The organism is Schleiferia thermophila (assembly GCF_003337435.1).
GTDB lineage: Bacteria > Bacteroidota > Bacteroidia > Flavobacteriales > Schleiferiaceae > Schleiferia > Schleiferia thermophila.
In genome coordinates this window covers 501,092-517,643 of sequence record NZ_QPJS01000001.1, presented here as the reverse complement: position 1 = coordinate 517,643, position 16,552 = coordinate 501,092, and the positions used below count along the sequence as shown (strand labels likewise).

Annotated in this window: 11 protein-coding genes; 5 read left to right on the top strand and 6 right to left on the bottom strand. The window is 43.5% G+C overall.

Annotated elements, in window-relative coordinates; all coding sequences use genetic code 11:
* The first annotated feature begins 505 nt into the window (after positions 1 to 505).
* Positions 506 to 3,598, top strand: a complete 3,093-nt coding sequence (locus tag DES35_RS02175; RefSeq protein WP_125039365.1) for a sensor histidine kinase — start codon at positions 506 to 508, stop codon at positions 3,596 to 3,598.
* On the opposite strand, the gene DES35_RS02170 is transcribed toward DES35_RS02175, so the two are convergent.
* The 5 genes from DES35_RS02170 to DES35_RS02150 form a co-directional block, all read right to left on the bottom strand.
* On the bottom strand, positions 3,569 to 4,528 hold the full coding sequence (locus DES35_RS02170; protein WP_084180206.1) for a hypothetical protein: 960 nt from the start codon (positions 4,526 to 4,528) through the stop codon (positions 3,569 to 3,571). The two genes, DES35_RS02175 and DES35_RS02170, sit on opposite strands and share 30 nt — an antisense overlap.
* A gap of 4 nt (positions 4,529 to 4,532) precedes the next feature.
* A complete protein-coding gene (locus DES35_RS02165; protein WP_114365674.1) occupies positions 4,533 to 4,793 on the bottom strand; it encodes a Sec-independent protein translocase subunit TatA/TatB in 261 nt (86 codons plus the stop codon).
* Positions 4,794 to 4,878: 85 nt separating this feature from the next.
* Positions 4,879 to 7,959 (bottom strand): protein translocase subunit SecDF, encoded by a 3,081-nt coding sequence (secDF, locus tag DES35_RS02160; protein ID WP_114365673.1) that lies wholly within the window; start codon positions 7,957 to 7,959, stop codon positions 4,879 to 4,881.
* A 201-nt stretch (positions 7,960 to 8,160) separates the two neighbouring features.
* Entirely contained in the window at positions 8,161 to 9,027 is an 867-nt protein-coding gene (locus DES35_RS02155; protein ID WP_125039366.1) for a cyanophycinase, read from the bottom strand.
* An 8-nt stretch (positions 9,028 to 9,035) separates the two neighbouring features.
* Entirely contained in the window at positions 9,036 to 9,992 is a 957-nt protein-coding gene (locus DES35_RS02150; RefSeq protein ID WP_114365671.1) for an acetyl-CoA carboxylase carboxyltransferase subunit alpha, read from the bottom strand.
* Between the two features lie 745 nt (positions 9,993 to 10,737).
* Between DES35_RS02150 and DES35_RS02145 the strand changes: the two genes are divergently transcribed.
* The 4 genes from DES35_RS02145 to DES35_RS02130 are packed head-to-tail and all read left to right on the top strand — an operon-like array spanning position 10,738 to position 15,645.
* A complete protein-coding gene (locus DES35_RS02145; RefSeq protein WP_114365670.1) occupies positions 10,738 to 12,720 on the top strand; it encodes an O-antigen ligase family protein in 1,983 nt (660 codons plus the stop codon).
* An 11-nt stretch (positions 12,721 to 12,731) separates the two neighbouring features.
* Positions 12,732 to 13,571, top strand: coding sequence for a mechanosensitive ion channel family protein (locus DES35_RS02140; RefSeq protein WP_114365669.1), 840 nt, complete (start codon positions 12,732 to 12,734; stop codon positions 13,569 to 13,571).
* A complete protein-coding gene (locus DES35_RS02135) occupies positions 13,568 to 14,509 on the top strand; it encodes a Ppx/GppA phosphatase family protein (RefSeq protein ID WP_037360045.1) in 942 nt (313 codons plus the stop codon). The genes DES35_RS02140 and DES35_RS02135 overlap by 4 nt, the downstream gene beginning before the upstream one ends.
* Entirely contained in the window at positions 14,488 to 15,645 is a 1,158-nt protein-coding gene (locus DES35_RS02130) for a sigma-54-dependent transcriptional regulator (RefSeq protein ID WP_037360174.1), read from the top strand. Before DES35_RS02135 ends, DES35_RS02130 begins: the two co-directional genes overlap by 22 nt.
* 17 nt (positions 15,646 to 15,662) lie before the next feature.
* Here DES35_RS02130 and DES35_RS02125 read toward each other — a convergent pair whose 3' ends face one another.
* Entirely contained in the window at positions 15,663 to 16,526 is an 864-nt protein-coding gene (locus tag DES35_RS02125) for a DMT family transporter (RefSeq protein ID WP_160171998.1), read from the bottom strand.
* Between the last annotated feature and the right edge of the window lie 26 nt (positions 16,527 to 16,552).

The window sequence follows — 16,552 nt, the reverse complement described above, 5'->3', positions numbered from 1 at the left end:
CGACTTCAGGACCACAATCGAAAAAATATAGCCACGAAAACCCCATTGTTGTTACAAACAAAAACGTAAAAAAACGACACAAAACCACCCGGCCATCACAGCCATCTACGACCCTCAAAATTTTACCCTTCAAGTAAAAACTAATCACCCAAAAAAGCAAAAAACAAAAACAACACTCCTTCACATCCAAAACCCTCCGGCTACAATACATCACACAGGCTCCAATCCAAGCAAAAATCACCTGAAAATCCACCAGACCAATACCCTAAAAACACAAGTTGCAAGCTCGTCTTTCCCAAGGCATGGCTGAAGATTCCGGCCTTTGTCTCTGGTGAGATAAATCACCTGAGATTCATCGGATCTTTGGCAGCCTTTTTTTCAAATACACTGGGAATTTTTGCGTTTGCAGGAATTTTCCAATCCCCCGAAAAATCCGACCTTGCAAAACTTCAATCACTACACAAAAAAACCACAGACAGCTGTGTATTTTTGCCGGAAAAAATTCTTGAGAAAAAAATTTCTCCCTTTCCTGATTTTTTTAATCGCTTTCTGTACAGCCGCCAATCCAAAACCAAGAGTCAGAACCTTCGGCCCCACGGTTACAAAAGGCAGTGGAGTCAATTGGCAAATCGCACAAAACGTCAACGGATACATCTTCATCGCCTCCTCCTCCGGAGTAAAAATATTTGACGGATACAACTGGGAAATCGTAAAAAACAATCTCAACACCGAAATCTACTCCCTGGACATCGATGAAAAAAACTGCCTTGTATACACCGGTGGCCTCGACGATTTAGGCTACATCGACCTGGACGAAAAAAATCAATTCACCTATTTCTCCCTGGTTAATCTCTTGCCGGCCAGCCAGCCATCCTTAGGCAGAGTTTGGCAAACCATCATCAATGGCAATATTTACTTTTTTTCCAACAAATACATTTTCGAGTTTGACGGCACCCGATTTAAAATCCACAAGGCAGAAAACAACACATTTCACAAAGCATTCAAAACATCCCGCCATCTGATCGTTCAGGAGGAAGGCATCGGACTGTATGCACTGCATGATAAAAGAAAAATTTTTATAAAAAACAGCGATCAACTCAACAACAAAATCATCGAATCCATAGTAGAGGTTCCCGACGGTCTTGTAATGTTTACCAGCGATGGAATATCCATCCAATGCACACTAAAAGACCATGAACTCTCTATCCAATCCTATTTCACCACCGAGGTAAGCGAGTACATCAAAAGCGGCAGATTATCCAACATATCCGGATTGTACGATGGCAACTATGTCTTTGCCCTGGGAAACAACGGAATCATCATCACAAAACCGGATTTTAAAATCCTGTACCACTTCAACTCCGACAACAACCTCACGAGAAGCTCAGTCAATCATGTGTATGAAGATAGATTCGGGAACCTTTGGTCCGCCGAAAATACCGTAGTAAATTTTATCAACTACGGCTCACCCTTCAGCGTCTACGACAGCAAAGACGGAATCAAAGGCGTCGTTCATTCCTTTTTGAATTTCAAAGGAACGGTGTTCTGTGCAGATGAATTTTATATCTATCAGTTTGAAAATTTCTCATTTACCCCATTGGATAAAATAAGTGAATCCATCAGAGGCCTCTTCCATTACAATGAGCAAAACTTCCTTCTGCTCACCAACAAGGGTCTCTATCTCGCAGACGAAAAAAACCGAAAAAAAATACTGGAATTTCAGGAAGGAATTTCGGTCTTTACCATCAGCGAAAGTCAACATCTGTACGGAGTTTTTAATCCACATTCGATACTGATTTTCTCACTGAAAGGAAATAAAGCCAGAATCCACAAAGTACGGATTTTTGAAAATGTAGAACTCAAAAATGTCGAAGTAGAAAACGAGCAGATTTTATGGTTTTCGACTACCGCCAACGGGGTCGGTTTTTGGCACGACGATTACATACGATTCTATGACACAAAATCCGGTCTTCCTTCCTATTTCAACAACCAGGTAAAAGTACTGAACGGACGCGTTTACATCCTCACTCAGGAAGGTGTATACAAACTCGATAAGTACCGGAATTCGCTCTTAAAAACCAATGATTTCGGTCCATTGGCCAAATCGTATTTTGTCAACAATATGCTCCTCACACCTATTGGTCTGTTTGCCAAGTTTACAAAGGGAACAGAAAGTGAATACCTTCTGCTAAACGATAGCATCGATCAAAACAGCACTTTTAATCGGATTTTTAAGTATTTACCAAAAAGGGGATTTGCCGGTTGGCATTTAACGGAAGACAACCTGCTCTTGATTTCATTCATTGAAAATATGTACGTACTCGACCTGAACAAATCGCATAAAATCTTCCAGCCTCTGAAGATCTCCATAAGAGATATTACATTTAGCTCTCCGGGCATGATAACAGAGGAAAACAACAGAAAAAAAATCGTGATCAACTATGACCAAGGACCATTGGTCGTATACATAACTTCCCCTTACTATGAAGGTCAGAATTTCATCAAATTTTTCTACCGTCTGAAAAATCAAAGTGCTGATTGGATCAAACTGGAAAACTCCAATACCATAGTCATTCCCAAATTAAATATTGGCGATGATGAGCTTCAGATCTACGCCACAAATATCTATGAAATGACCAGTGATGTACTAAAAATACCCTTCAAAGTCTTACCTCCTTTTTACCTGAGAAGTTACATGATCGCTTTGTACATCCTTGTGCTGATGATGGCAGCTTATGGTGTACTACAATATCGGGAATCTCTGCTACAGAAAAAAAACAGAGAACTGGAAAAAATCGTGGAAATGAGAACCAAAGAGCTCTTAAAAGAAAAGCAAGAGCTCGAGCGCTCAAAAGAGGAACTTTTCCAACTTTCTGAACAGAGAAATCAACTGCTCGGAGTGTATGCACACGACCTGAAAAATCCGCTCTCAGCCATCGACGGCATCAGAGCCCTAATGAGTCATACGATTGAGGAAATGAGTATCGATACCTCGACCAAAGAAGAGTTTATACAATACCTGGAGATGATAAAAAAATCCACCGATCAGACCACGGCCATCATCCAGGACATACTTACCAGCGTGAAGCTGGAGTCGGATAAGCAAAAACTGGAGTTTTCAGACGTAGAAATATCCGGATTGGTAGAAGAACACTACCAGCTGATGAACAACTACGCCAGGCAAAAAAACATTCAGATGACTTATCATACCGACGGAAAATATCTGGTTACCATCGATGCCAGAAAAATGGGTGAAGTCTTTCAAAATTTGATGTCAAATGCCATTAAATATAGCCCTGAAAATTCAAATGTGAAGGTCGTGATTTCATCGGCCGTAAAAAAAGGAAGGGAGTATGCAGTCATAAGCATTTCGGATCAGGGTCCCGGATTTACAGAAGATGACAAGCAAAAAATGTTTGGCCTCTTCCAAAGGCTCTCTGCCAAGCCAACCAAAGGAGAAAGCTCCACAGGAATCGGACTGTATATCGTAAAAAATTACACCGAACTCAACAATGGATTTGTAGAGCTGGAAAGCGAACTCGGCAAAGGCTCTACATTCAAAGTATATCTACCCGTTTTGGCAAAAATTAACTTCTAAAAAAACCGCCAAAACCGAAAGACAAAACAGCGAAATCAAAGCAATGGCTTCCGTTTTTTTCAGCTCTTTATTGCCTTTATAGCGAAGCCATAGAAATACAATAAATATTGTGGCATAATAGATACCAAACAAGCTCCGTACATGTAAGGTTTCATCCAGTACCAGACCAGAAAAATATTGAGGCACAGCAAAACCCATGACCCAATTAAACACCCCTGAACCTGCTATGGTGGATAGCGATGCAGAAATCTGATTGTCATTGATCAGATAAATAAGTAACAAAATTTCGGGAATGCTTACAATAGCACCGTTTACTGCATAGGACCATACCATGGAAGTAATCCCTGTAACGGCCGAAAGAGAGAGCGAACCCTCAACCAATAAGATGGCTCCCGCTATCGTAAAAACCAACCCCTTGGCAAAGAGAAACCACCAGTGGTGCTGCCGTGGTAATTCCATCGACGAAAAAGCCATTTTTTCCCTGTTTCTCAACTTGCTTTTACGCACCAGAAACCCATACACGATAAAGAGCAACACCACCGACAGCAAAGAAAGAGAATGAATGGCCGGTGTTTCGAGAAAATTGAAAAACAAAACGATGGAAATGAGTATTTCTGCCCAAAAATCTTCGTCCCTGGCCGTGGCATTGATCCGAACTCTTTTCAGCACAACCACTACAGCCAACAAAACTGTGTAGTTAAACAAATTACTTCCCATCACCATGGGCAAAGGCACCAAGGTGTACTGGCGGTTGAGGCTATATGCAGCAGCAAATACTTCTGGAAGGGAAGTAATGGCCGAAAAAACAATGAATCCGGCTATAACCGGCTTTATCTGCCAGCGCGACAAAAACCCGCTCAAAGAATTGAATAGATTCCAAAATCCGTACGCGATGGAAAAAATTGAAAGGATGAGAAAAACAAACCACATCTGATCACCTTTTCCTGCTGATGGTCCCCTCTATTTCATCCTTCAATTTCCGGATGGTTTCGGCCTGTTCTGCAATTTCCTCTTTTTCAATAACCTCTTGTGCCGATTTGGTGATTTCATTTTTGATATCCTGAGTGGCACGCCTGATTTCATAGATACCTCTTCCCAGCCCTCTTGCAATTTCAGGAATGGAATCCGCTCCGAAAAAAAGCAAGACAATCAGCAGAATAAAAAAAATCTCACTGGCACCTATAAACAGAAACATCATCAACACTTTGCGTAACAAAAGTATATGCTAAAACGAAAAAAGCCGGGAATCTTCCCGGCCAACTGAGTATTTTAATCAGGAATTAAACATTGGCTGCTTTGTGGGCTTCCTGAAGCTTTACCCTGTCTTCTTCGCTAAAGGTATCATAAACCACCGGCGTAGCAATGAAAAGTGACGAATAGGTTCCTACGATGATGCCCATCATCAAGGCAAACATAAAGCCTCGGATCACCTCCCCTCCAAATATGAAAATGATCACCAATACAAATAAAGTGGTCAACGATGTGTTAATGGTCCGGCCCAGCGTGCTGGATACCGCTTCGTTGATGACCTCATGTATTGGCTTACGGCGACTGTGGGTAGCAAAGTACTCCCGTATACGGTCAAATACTATCACTGTATCGTTGAGCGAATACCCTATTACAGTCAGCAAGGCGGCTATAAACGCCTGATCGATCTCCAGGCTGAAAGGAACCACTCCATAGAGCAGGGAAAACAGAGATATCACTACGATCACATCGTGAAAAGCCGCAACTACAGCACCTAAACTAAATTGCCAACGACTGAATCTGACCAGAATGTAGAGAAAAATGATGATTAGCGACAAAACGATTGCCCACACGGCAGACTCTTTAATATCGTCGGCAATAGTCGGACCCACTTGTCGCTCAGCCACAATGCCAATACCACTGTCGTTGTCAAGAAACATTTCTTTGTTGATTTCATTGGCGAAAAACGATTTGGAAGCTTCAAACAATTTCTCTTTGATTTCGTCTTCGACTTCCAGCCCCGTCTGACCAATTTTGTATTTGGTAGTCACTATCACCTGATTGGCCGAGCCGATGGTCTTGACGGTGGGGATTATTTTTTTACCGGACTCATCGATGAAGTAGTCACCTAGTGTAGTAGCCAGTTTCACTGTATTTACCGGTTGATCAAATCGAATTTGATAGGAGCGGCCTCCGACAAAGTCAACCCCAAAATCCAAGCCTCTGGTAAACAGCGAAATAAGACCAGCTGTGATGATGGTTCCTGAGATGATGTACGCCTTTTTCCGCTGACTTAGAAAATCCAGCTTGACATTGGCAAACAACCGGTCGGTAAACTTCGTAGAGAAGGTTACATTTTTCTTCTTCTCAAGTCGCGCTTCAAAAATCAGCCTTGTAATGAAAATTGCACTGAATAGAGAGGTAAAAATTCCTATTACCAATGTGGTGGCAAATCCACGAATCGGACCGGTACCAAAGATGTAAAGAATTATACCGGTGAGCAATGTGGTCACATTGGCATCGATGATCGATGAGTAAGCAGCCTTGTACCCATCCGCTATAGCTAATTTCAAACCTTTGCCTGCCCTGATTTCCTCGCGAATGCGCTCGTAAATGATCACATTGGCATCCACAGACATACCAATGGTAAGGACTATACCGGCGATACCCGGCAGTGTGAGCACTGCACCAAGCGAGGCCAAGAGTCCGAAGATAAAAAACATATTGACAAGCAATGCCACATTGGCCGCAATACCCGCATTTTGATAATAAAAGATCATGTAGATAAGCACGATAATCAATGCGATGACAAACGACCAGATGCCGGCTCTGACCGATTCTTTGCCAAGAGACGGACCTACCACATCAGCTTGAACGATGCGCGCGGGTGCAGCCAGCTTGCCAGCTCGAAGGATATTGGCAAGATCCTGAGCCTCCTGAATGGTGAAGTTGCCGGTGATCTGTGTACGACCTCCGGGAATTTCGTTTTGCACCTGCGGAAAGGAATATACCAAATTGTCAAGTACCACTGCCACTGAGCGCTTGGGCTCCTGGCTGGCTGCTTCACGGGTGATTTTTTGCCATTTCTGGGCTCCAACTGCATTCATCGTCATCGTGACGATGGGTCTGTTGCGTTCGTCAAAATCCTGACGGGCATCGATCACTACATCTCCAGAAAGATCAGGCTTATTGTCTCTGTTGCCTTTTATGGCAAGCAAATAAAGCTGCTGTGAACTACCTTCGGGCTTGGCGGACCAGAGAAATTTCACATAGCGCTTATCGCCGGGCAGAAGAGCTCTAATCTGAGGGTGATTGAGATAGCGGTTAACCTTGGCCGTATCTTTTACCAGCGCTATGCCTACAATAGGACCGGGAATAGCTCTATTGTTTTGAAAGTCATAGTAAGGAGCAAATATTTCAAACAAGGGGTTGTATTGATTCTCGAGCGACAATGTGTCGGAAGCATCTGTGCTTGCTGTATCTTTTGCCTCCATGGCATCAGAGGTTGTATCATCTACGTCTTCTACGCTTTTAATGTCGAGTATCGCAGATGGCTCTTTTTTCTCAGCAGCGACTGATTCTTGTTTTGAGGTCTCTTTTGGAAAGAGTATTCTGAGTCTTTCGTTGGCATCTCCTAGAAAATCGAGAAATTCGGCCCCTTCGTACAGATTCCAGAATTCGAGCTGAGCAGTGCTTTGCAGGAGTTTTTTTACGCGTTCGGGTTCCTTCACCCCTGGCAACTCGATCAGGATTCTTCCGCTGTTTTCGAGCTTCTGAATGTTGGGCTGAACCACGCCAAATTGGTCTATACGCGCTCTGAGCACTGTGTATACATTGTCTATAGCTCCCTGTACTTCCAGGCGGATTTCTTCTTTGATTTTTTCATCCGGTGCATTAAAACCGACGCGATCATTAAGCATTTTGGTGCCAAACAACGTAGGATCGGAATACCGTAGCGATAAACCTCTCTGCCGAATTATTGCATCTAACTCATTGAAAAAGAGATTAGCATAGTTGTCCTGTGTGCTTCTGAGTTTTTTGTCTGTATTGTTAAGCGCCTCTATGATGATTGGATTATTGGGATCGCCTGCCAGATTTCTGATGATTTCTCTCACCTGTACTTCCAGGATTACGTTCATCCCACCTTTGAGGTCGAGACCCAGGTTGAGTTCTTTTTGCTTTACTTCAGCATATGTGTATTTTCTCACCAGAAGATTCAACACCTTTTCGGAGGCCATTGAATCCAGGTAACGCTGTTCCAGAGCTTTATCACCCTGAGCAAATTCGCGGGCCTTGCGTTCTATCCTGTTGGAGGTGAAAGTAAATGTCAACTGATACAAGCAAGCGATGGCAAATGCGATGGCAAAACCTTTAATAAGTCCTTTGTTCTGCATTCTTTTTCAAAAATTAAATGAGAATGGTTTGGAATATGAGGCCGCAAATATAGACAGACAGTTTTAAAACAATTTTATACACCCTATCTTTTTTCTCCTTCGTTACAACCTGATTTTCAATGAATTTACATATTCAGAAGCTGTACTGCAAATTTTCGCTTTAAGTTTCCTTCGGGACAATGTTTTTGGGTCGGGTATATGCTATCTTGTTTTTAAATAAAACGTATCACCGGGGAGATAGATGTTCACCATACAACTGCGCACACCTATAAGCTCACCGCTACGCATAGGTCTGCCGGGTATCATTTGAACTACCTGAGCCGATCCGATCACAATTGCAAGACTGTCGTCGGTAACTATACCCGTCGATTCATCTATCCCGATCCCCTGTAAGTCAGGTAGCTCAAAGAGCGCAGAAAAAAGTCTGTTGTATCGACTCCGCACGATGAAGTGCTGATCGACGATGGCTGTTCGGATCAACCCAAGCCCTGTTGCCAATTCGATATTATCGGTGATCAACCGACTAAAGGTAGGTTCGTATTGGGAGTATTTAAGTTGATTTCCTGTAATCATATACCGGCTAAGCACTGCAGCTCCGGCACTTGTACCTGCAATATGACCACCGGTGATATGAAATTTTTGAAGATCATCGGCCACGCCCGGCAGGGATAATGCCTGCATCAGCTTGTTTTGATCGCCTCCGGTAAAAAAAATCACTTTAGCATTCAGATGCGAAACAGGTATGTATTCATCTTCTCGGGTGAAATAATATTTCTTGCAGAACAGACCAAATTTTTCAAAGTCCCGGGCTACATATTCATAGGCCGAGTCTGGTTCTTCACTTGCCATTGGAGCTACCAGGATGGTATCGCCTTGCTTCAGTTGGCAATAGTCGATCAGGTCTGAAATAAGTTTTTCCGTCCTTGGTCCGCCACCGATGGGGATGATCCATCCAGCGGTATGACTTTGAGGTTTGTCCTGTGTCGGCTCTGGTGTTGGTTTGCATCCGCATACAACCGCTCCTGCCAGCCAGAAAAACCATACGAATGTTGTAAGCGGTCTATGCATTTTCTGAATCAATCTTCAGCATATACTCCCATCGAAGTGAATTTGGCAATGCGTTGGTCGATACGCTCCTCAGGCTTCATGGGCTCTAGCTCTTCAAGGGCCTTGATAATGTATTGTTTTACAGTTTTGAAGGTGGTTTCATGATCGGTATGTGCACCGCCTAGAGGCTCGGGAATGATGCCGTCGATCAATCCATGTTCGAGCATATCTTTTGCGGTCAGCTTAAGGGCTTCTGCTGCCTTTTCTTTGAAATTCCAGCTTCGCCAGAGAATGGACGAACAGCTTTCGGGCGATATTACCGAATACCAGGTATTTTCAAGCATGTACACCCTATCCCCTACTCCAATGCCGAGCGCTCCACCAGATGCTCCTTCGCCGATGATGATGCATATGATAGGTACTTTCAGTACGCTCATCTCCAAAAGATTGCGCGCTATGGCTTCTCCCTGGCCTCGCTCTTCGGCCTCCAGGCCGGGATATGCCCCCGGAGTATCAATCAGGGTGACCACCGGTTTGTTGAACTTTTCGGCCATTTTCATCAGTCTGAGCGCTTTGCGATAGCCTTCAGGATTGGCCATCCCAAAGTTGCGGTATTGGCGCATTTTGGTGTTAATGCCCTTTTGCTGGCCGATGAACATGACTCCTCTTCCATCCAATAACCCCCAACCACCAACCATGGCCTTGTCGTCTTTTACATTTCTATCGCCATGGAGCTCCAGAAACTGCCCATTGGTCAGGTAATTGATGTATGCCAAAGTATAGGGTCTGTTTGGATGGCGACTGAGCTGTACTCTTTGCCAAGCCGTTAGATTTTCATATATGTGTTTTCTGGTTTGATTCAGCCGGTGGTGGAGCTCCTCGAGTGTGGACGTCATGTCCACTTTTGTTTCTTCCTGCAGCTGTTTTGCTTTGGCAATTTGCTCTTCAATTTCTTTGATAGGAGCTTCAAAATCAAGATATTCCATAAAATTTTTTCTTCACTGATAGAGTGGCGAAATGTATAAAATTTTACTCTTAATCGCGTTTGAGCGGTAGAGGTATGTGACGGTGCGCGGCATATATATGTACTCCACTGTAAATCAAACTTCAACCACACAAAAAACAATACACCTGCAGCTTCTGACTTTGATTAAATGTAAAGTGGTCATTCAATATCCGGCTGGATTTGCATAGAAGGGCAATTGCAACTCTGAAAGACGTGTAAAACCCCAGATTACCTTTTCAAATGCCAATCCGGAATGCTGCAGGCGGTTTGTTTCAGCTGCCTTTGTTTTGACATATACAAACGTATATGGATACAATATTATCCGTGCGAATATGGACTTAAAACCCTTCGTTTGCCTTGTCAAACGGTTAGAGCCTGATAAATTAATCCTCCTCCTAAGACAAAAGCTAAACTGCCAAAGTCCCCGTGAGTATTCATGAGAAATGGAGAAGAGGTTTACAAAGAATCCATTTCAATACCAGCAAGGTAAAAAAGACTTGGACAAAAAAGTTGTTTTGTTTGATTAAAATCGTATTTCTGACAAAAAAAGCGAAATGAGAAGAAGATACAAAACCGCAAAAGGATAAAAGGGAGCTTTCGGCTCTTTTGCGCCCTGGCTCCGTCGCATATCATGACGTAGGTTGGTCCGATAGCATTTACATTAGCAGCAGAATTTGAATTTTAAAAATACCATTGTCTGACAGCTGCAACGCTTGATTAAAATCATGAGTTCTCAAAAATCCAAAGTGGCCCCCAACTCAAAGCAAACCTCTGAAAAACAGTATTATTTTCCAGTTTTCATATGGACTTTATTTTCAATTCTGCTCTTTTTTCTGTACTTTGACAAGAGTTTACCTGACCCTTCTCAACTGCCGAGGCAAATTGCCATAGGACTGGCCACCGCTGGTCTCGGGGTGTTGTATTATATTAAAAACAGAGGCCAGACCTTTGAATTGCACGTTGCTGCCATAGCTCTCTTTGGCTGGTGGATCACGATGGCTTTTTTAATTCCGGGGGCTCTCGTGGAGGTCGATGCGAGGGTCGAATTTATTCGTCATGGTCTCACGGTATCGTATTTGGTTGTTGCTACTTCGCTCTTTAGAAAAAAAATTTTTTCAGAAGATCATCTGGCAAGCTTATACCTTTCATCGGTATTGATTATTTCATCTGTAGCCATATTTCAAATCCTCATGTTGCTGAAAAAAGAAGATTTTATGATGCAGATTTATGGTGTCCAATCCGTCATCGGTCACAAGAATTTGGTATCCGGTGCATTGCTCATTACTTTGCCTTGGATGTATTATCTGATCAGATTTGCCGACCTGGGCACTAAAATCTTTGCAATAGCCGGCTTTTGGCTGTCGTTGGTCATCATTGGTTTGCTTCGCACCCGGGCTGCATGGATAGGTCTGCTGCTGGCCCTGGTGATTCTGATTCCAGCTGCTGCACAATGGTTGAAGAGCAAAAAACAAATGGAGCTCAACTACAAGCGACTTATCCCATTAACGCTGGTAGTATTGACCCTGGCGGGTAGCATTTATGTTTCACGCCATCAGATAATCGATCCTACCAATCTCAACCATCGGTTGAAATTCTGGAGCAACAGCATTGAAATGTTTAAAGAAAATCCTTTCGGAGTAGGTGCCGGTAACTGGCAGTTTTGGTTTCCGAAATATGGAGTAGAAGGTATGAACACCTCAGTGATGGACGGAGAAACGGTATTGCCCCAACCCCACAACGATTTTCTTTGGGTGCTTACCGAAAGCGGATGTATCGGTTTTTTATTTTTTATAAGTTTTTGGTTTTTAGTTTATTACAGTGCTATTCAAAACATTCGAAAAAGCCACGAAAACATCAATACCATTAAAATGCGAGTCGCTCTATTGAGTTTCACAGCCTACCTGGGCTTCAGCTTTTTTGATTTTCCAATGGAACGACCTGAGCTACAAATGCTTTTAATGACCGGAGCAGCCTTAGTTCTCGCCGAGAGCAGATCGGGATTTGTCAAACTACCAGGTTGGCTTATTTTGATATTCTCGGGAATTGCCTTGCTGAGCAGCTATACGGCCTTTCAAAAGCTGAAGAGCGAAAAAATCAGCGTAAAAGTACTGCAAGCCAATGCACGACAGGATGCCCGACAAATTATACCGCTGGCCCAAAGCGCCATCAGCAATTATTTCATAGTAGACCGAGTGAGCAACAATATGTACTATTACATGGGACTTGGATACATGGCTCAGCAAAACTGGCCCAAAATGAAAGAAATGTTTGAGAAGAGCCTTGAGTTGACACCGTATCACTTCATCAGCATGAATCAGATGGGCAATTATTACAAGGCGACAGGAGACCTGTTGCTCGCCCGTGAGTGGTACCTACGTGCACTGAAGATTGCCCCCAGATATACCGCAGCATTGCTCAACAAAGCAGAAATAGAGCACAAACTTGGCCTACACAACGACGCTCTGAACACCCTTAACCTCGTATATGAGCCAAAATGGGAAATGCCTCAGTATCAACCAAAGATTCATAAAATCATCAAATACAGTCTGAGAGCCATACACGCCTCTGGCAGCTATCCGAAAGGACTTATACCTTTCTTTCAAAATACCCCGCCTCACATCCTGGAAAACGACCAATTGCTGATACAACACTACATCGCATTCCTCGCACAGAGAAGAACCCGCGAAAGATCCAAGTCCAACCCTTAAAGCGATACACTATGAATTTAAAAAATTTCATTGAATTTGAGCTTTTCAGCATCGGTACGATTCATTTCCGGGTAATAAATATCCTGCTGATACTACTGATTTTTGCTATAGTCCGGCTTTCGATATATGCCATCAAGAAATATTTTGATCGCCTGGTATCCAATGGAAAGATTGAATCCGGCAAGGCTCACGCCCTGTATCAAATCATTGTGTATCTGGCCTATGTCATTGGGATAGTGCTGGCCATCGAGACGACAGGAGCGAAAATCACGGTCTTGTTGGCAGGCTCTACGGCCATACTGGTAGGTATTGGATTGGGGTTACAGGATTTTTTCAAAGACCTTGTAGCCGGTCTTATTTTACTATCTGAGAGATCTGTAGCTATAGGAGATGTAATAGAAGTAAACGGAATGGTATGCAAAGTGTCTGAAATAGGCCTGCGTGCGACCATTGTAAATACACTTGACGATATTGCCGTGGTAATTCCAAATACCAGACTGACGAATTTCCCGATAATAAACTGGAGTCAAAATCAGAAACCAACCCGCTTCAATATCACCGTTACGGCAGAGTTTGGCTCTGATGCACAACTGGTCGAAAAACTGCTGCTCCAGGCTGCCTCTACCCACAAAGATGTGCTGAAAAAACCCCATCCCCGCGTAATGCTCAATGACTTTGGAACTCGGGGTTTTGTCTTTGACCTGTATTTTTATTCCAACAACCTCTTTGGCATACCTATGGTAAAAAGCCAGATCAGAATGGAAATTGAAAAGCTTTTCAGAGACAAAAACCTGCGTTTTGCCATTCCACAGAATGAAGTTTTTCTCCACTCCTCAAACACAAAACAATGAATGTGGCAGTCATAGACCTGGGAACCAATACCTTTAACTTATTAATTTTCGAAGTACCTGAGGGAAAAATTTTATACAATACCAAAATACCTGTAAAACTTGGCAAAGGTGGTTTAGGAAAACGCGTCATACAACCCGATGCATTTTCCCGAGGAGTAGAAGCCATACAAATGCACCGGCGAACCTGCCTGGAGTTAGGGGTTAAGAAGATCTACGCCCTGGCAACTTCAGCCGTCAGAACCAGCGAAAACGGAGCTGATTTTGTGAAGGCCGTACTTAACACTACCGGCATCACAATAAATGTAATCGACGGAGAAACGGAAGCTTCCATCATATATGAGGGAGTAAAAAATTCCATCAGAGGAATGGTCAATCAAAAATTCCTCATCATGGACATCGGTGGCGGAAGCACCGAATTCATACTGGCAGATCCCGCACAGTTGCTTTGGAAAAAGAGCTATCCTATAGGTGGAAGCAGATTAATTGAGATGTTTAAGCCCGCCGATCCTCCCGAAGCCGATGAATTAGGCGCCATTCGGCAGTATCTGCGCGACGAGTTGGAGGATTTGTTTGAAGTGTGTGCCCATCATAAGCCCCAGATATTGGTGGGTTCATCAGGCTCATTTGATACTTTTGCCCAGATCCTGGCCTTCAAACAAAAAATTTATGATAAACCCGGCAACGGTTTTATTCTTCCGGTGAGCGATCTCCTGGAGCTAATCCATCAGCTTATCAGAGAAAACGAGCAGTTCAGGCTGCAAATACCCGGTATGGAATCTATGCGGGCCGACACCATCCACATGTCTGCTTTGCAGCTGGAAATGGTGTTGCTCAACGTATCCGTCCCTACTGTGATGTTGTCGACCTTTGCCCTTAAAGAAGGGGTGATGTATCAAATCCTTAACAACCAATGCCCATGGCAAGAATCCTTATTGTAGAAGACGAAAAGGCAATCCGAAAAGTCCTGCGCGACATTCTGCTCAACGAAAACAAAAAATATCATATCGACGAAGCTGAAAACGGCCAGCAGGCCATTGACATGGCCGGCGACAACTTTTATGACCTGTTGCTTTGCGATATTAAAATGCCAGGCATCGATGGAGTGGAAGTGTTGAAATACTATCGCGAGTACTCACCTGACACACAAGTAGTGATGATTTCAGGCCACGGCGATATGGATACAGCCATAGAGTGCATTAAAACCGGTGCTTACGATTATCTGTCAAAACCACCCGATCTGAACCGCCTGCTCAACACGGTGCGCAATGCGCTCGACCGGAAAAACCTGCTGACAGAAAACAAAATCCTAAAAAAGAAGGTCAGCAAGCAATATCAAATGGTCGGACAAAGTGAAGCGCTAAATAGCGTGCGCGACATGATCGACAAAATTGCTCCTACGGATGCGCGGGTACTCATCACCGGTGCCAATGGAACTGGCAAAGAGCTCGTAGCCCGTCAAATCCATGAAAAATCCAACCGAAATTCAGGACCTTTTGTAGAAGTAAACTGTGCCGCCATACCCTCTGAACTCATTGAAAGTGAACTCTTCGGACATAAAAAAGGAGCTTTTACCTCGGCAGTGAAAGACCGAAAGGGCAAATTTGAACTTGCCGATGGTGGCACCCTTTTTCTCGATGAAATAGGAGATATGAGCCTCTCCGCTCAGGCAAAAGTGCTACGCGCTCTCCAGGAAAATAAAATCACTCCCGTGGGAGGTGATAAGGACATCACCGTAGATGTACGTGTAATTGCTGCCACCAACAAAAATCTGCAAGACGAAATTTCCAAAGGAAACTTCAGAGAAGACCTCTACCATCGTCTGTCAGTCATCATCGTCAAAATGCCCAAACTTTCGGAAAGAGTCGATGACATCCCCTTACTGGTAGAGCATTTTTCTGCAAAAATCGCTGAAGAACAAGGCCTCCCCATGAAAACCTTTGCACCCGATACCATCAGCTATTTGCAGCAACTGCCATGGACAGGCAACATAAGGGAGCTTCGAAATGTAGTAGAGCGCCTGATGATACTTGGCAGCAGTACCATCACCTTGGAAGAGGCTAAAAAATACATATAAAACCACAATCCAACCTCTCAGGACAGGCTCATCAACAGAATGGCTGCCACAGCAAGACCTACAGCTGTGCTTCTTGCCAAAGTGAAACGCTCTCCAAAAAATAAAACCGAAACCAAAGCAGATACGATCACAATTCCCATGTTGTTAATGGGAAAAGCCCTTGCACCGTCCATTCCGGGTATCTGCAATGCCTTGACCAGAAAGTAAATAGAGCCGTAATTGGGAATTCCCAATACAATTCCACCTACTAACGAGCGAACATCCATCAAAGGCATGCCAAAACTGACCTTTTGGTGCACCAGATAGACCAATCCAAATACAAATGCACTTCCAAAACACAATGCAGAAAAAAGCGATGAAGTAGCCTCTGTCAGATAGGTCTGCTGCACAAGCTTCAGCAAGCTGTCCAGCAGACCACTGCCAAGAAACAAGACCACCGGCATCCAGCCAAGTCGAAATCTTCCGGTATCGGACGACTTTTGATACGTACTAAGCACAAGGGCAGGAAAAGCCAGAACAATACCGGCAAAATTCCAGACCGTTAATTTTTCGCCGAAATACAACAAGGAAAACAATACAGGTATAGCCAGTGACATTTTCACAGTTATGGAAACTACCGTAATTCCATACATCTGTGTGACGCTGGCCATCAACCCAAAAAGCGTTATGAACAAAAAGCCAATCAACACCACAAAAGGCCAATACCCAAGGTCGCCGGGAATGCGTTGCCCCTTACCCAGGTAAATCCACATCCCGAGTGTAAATGCCACTACATAGTTGACTACTATAGCTCGGAATGTATTTACCTCATATTTTGGAAAAAACCTGAAAATCAAAAAAATTGAAACGGAGCAGAATACGCTTAGCAAAAACCAAATCACTTGGGTAAAATTTTTTGGCAAAGAAA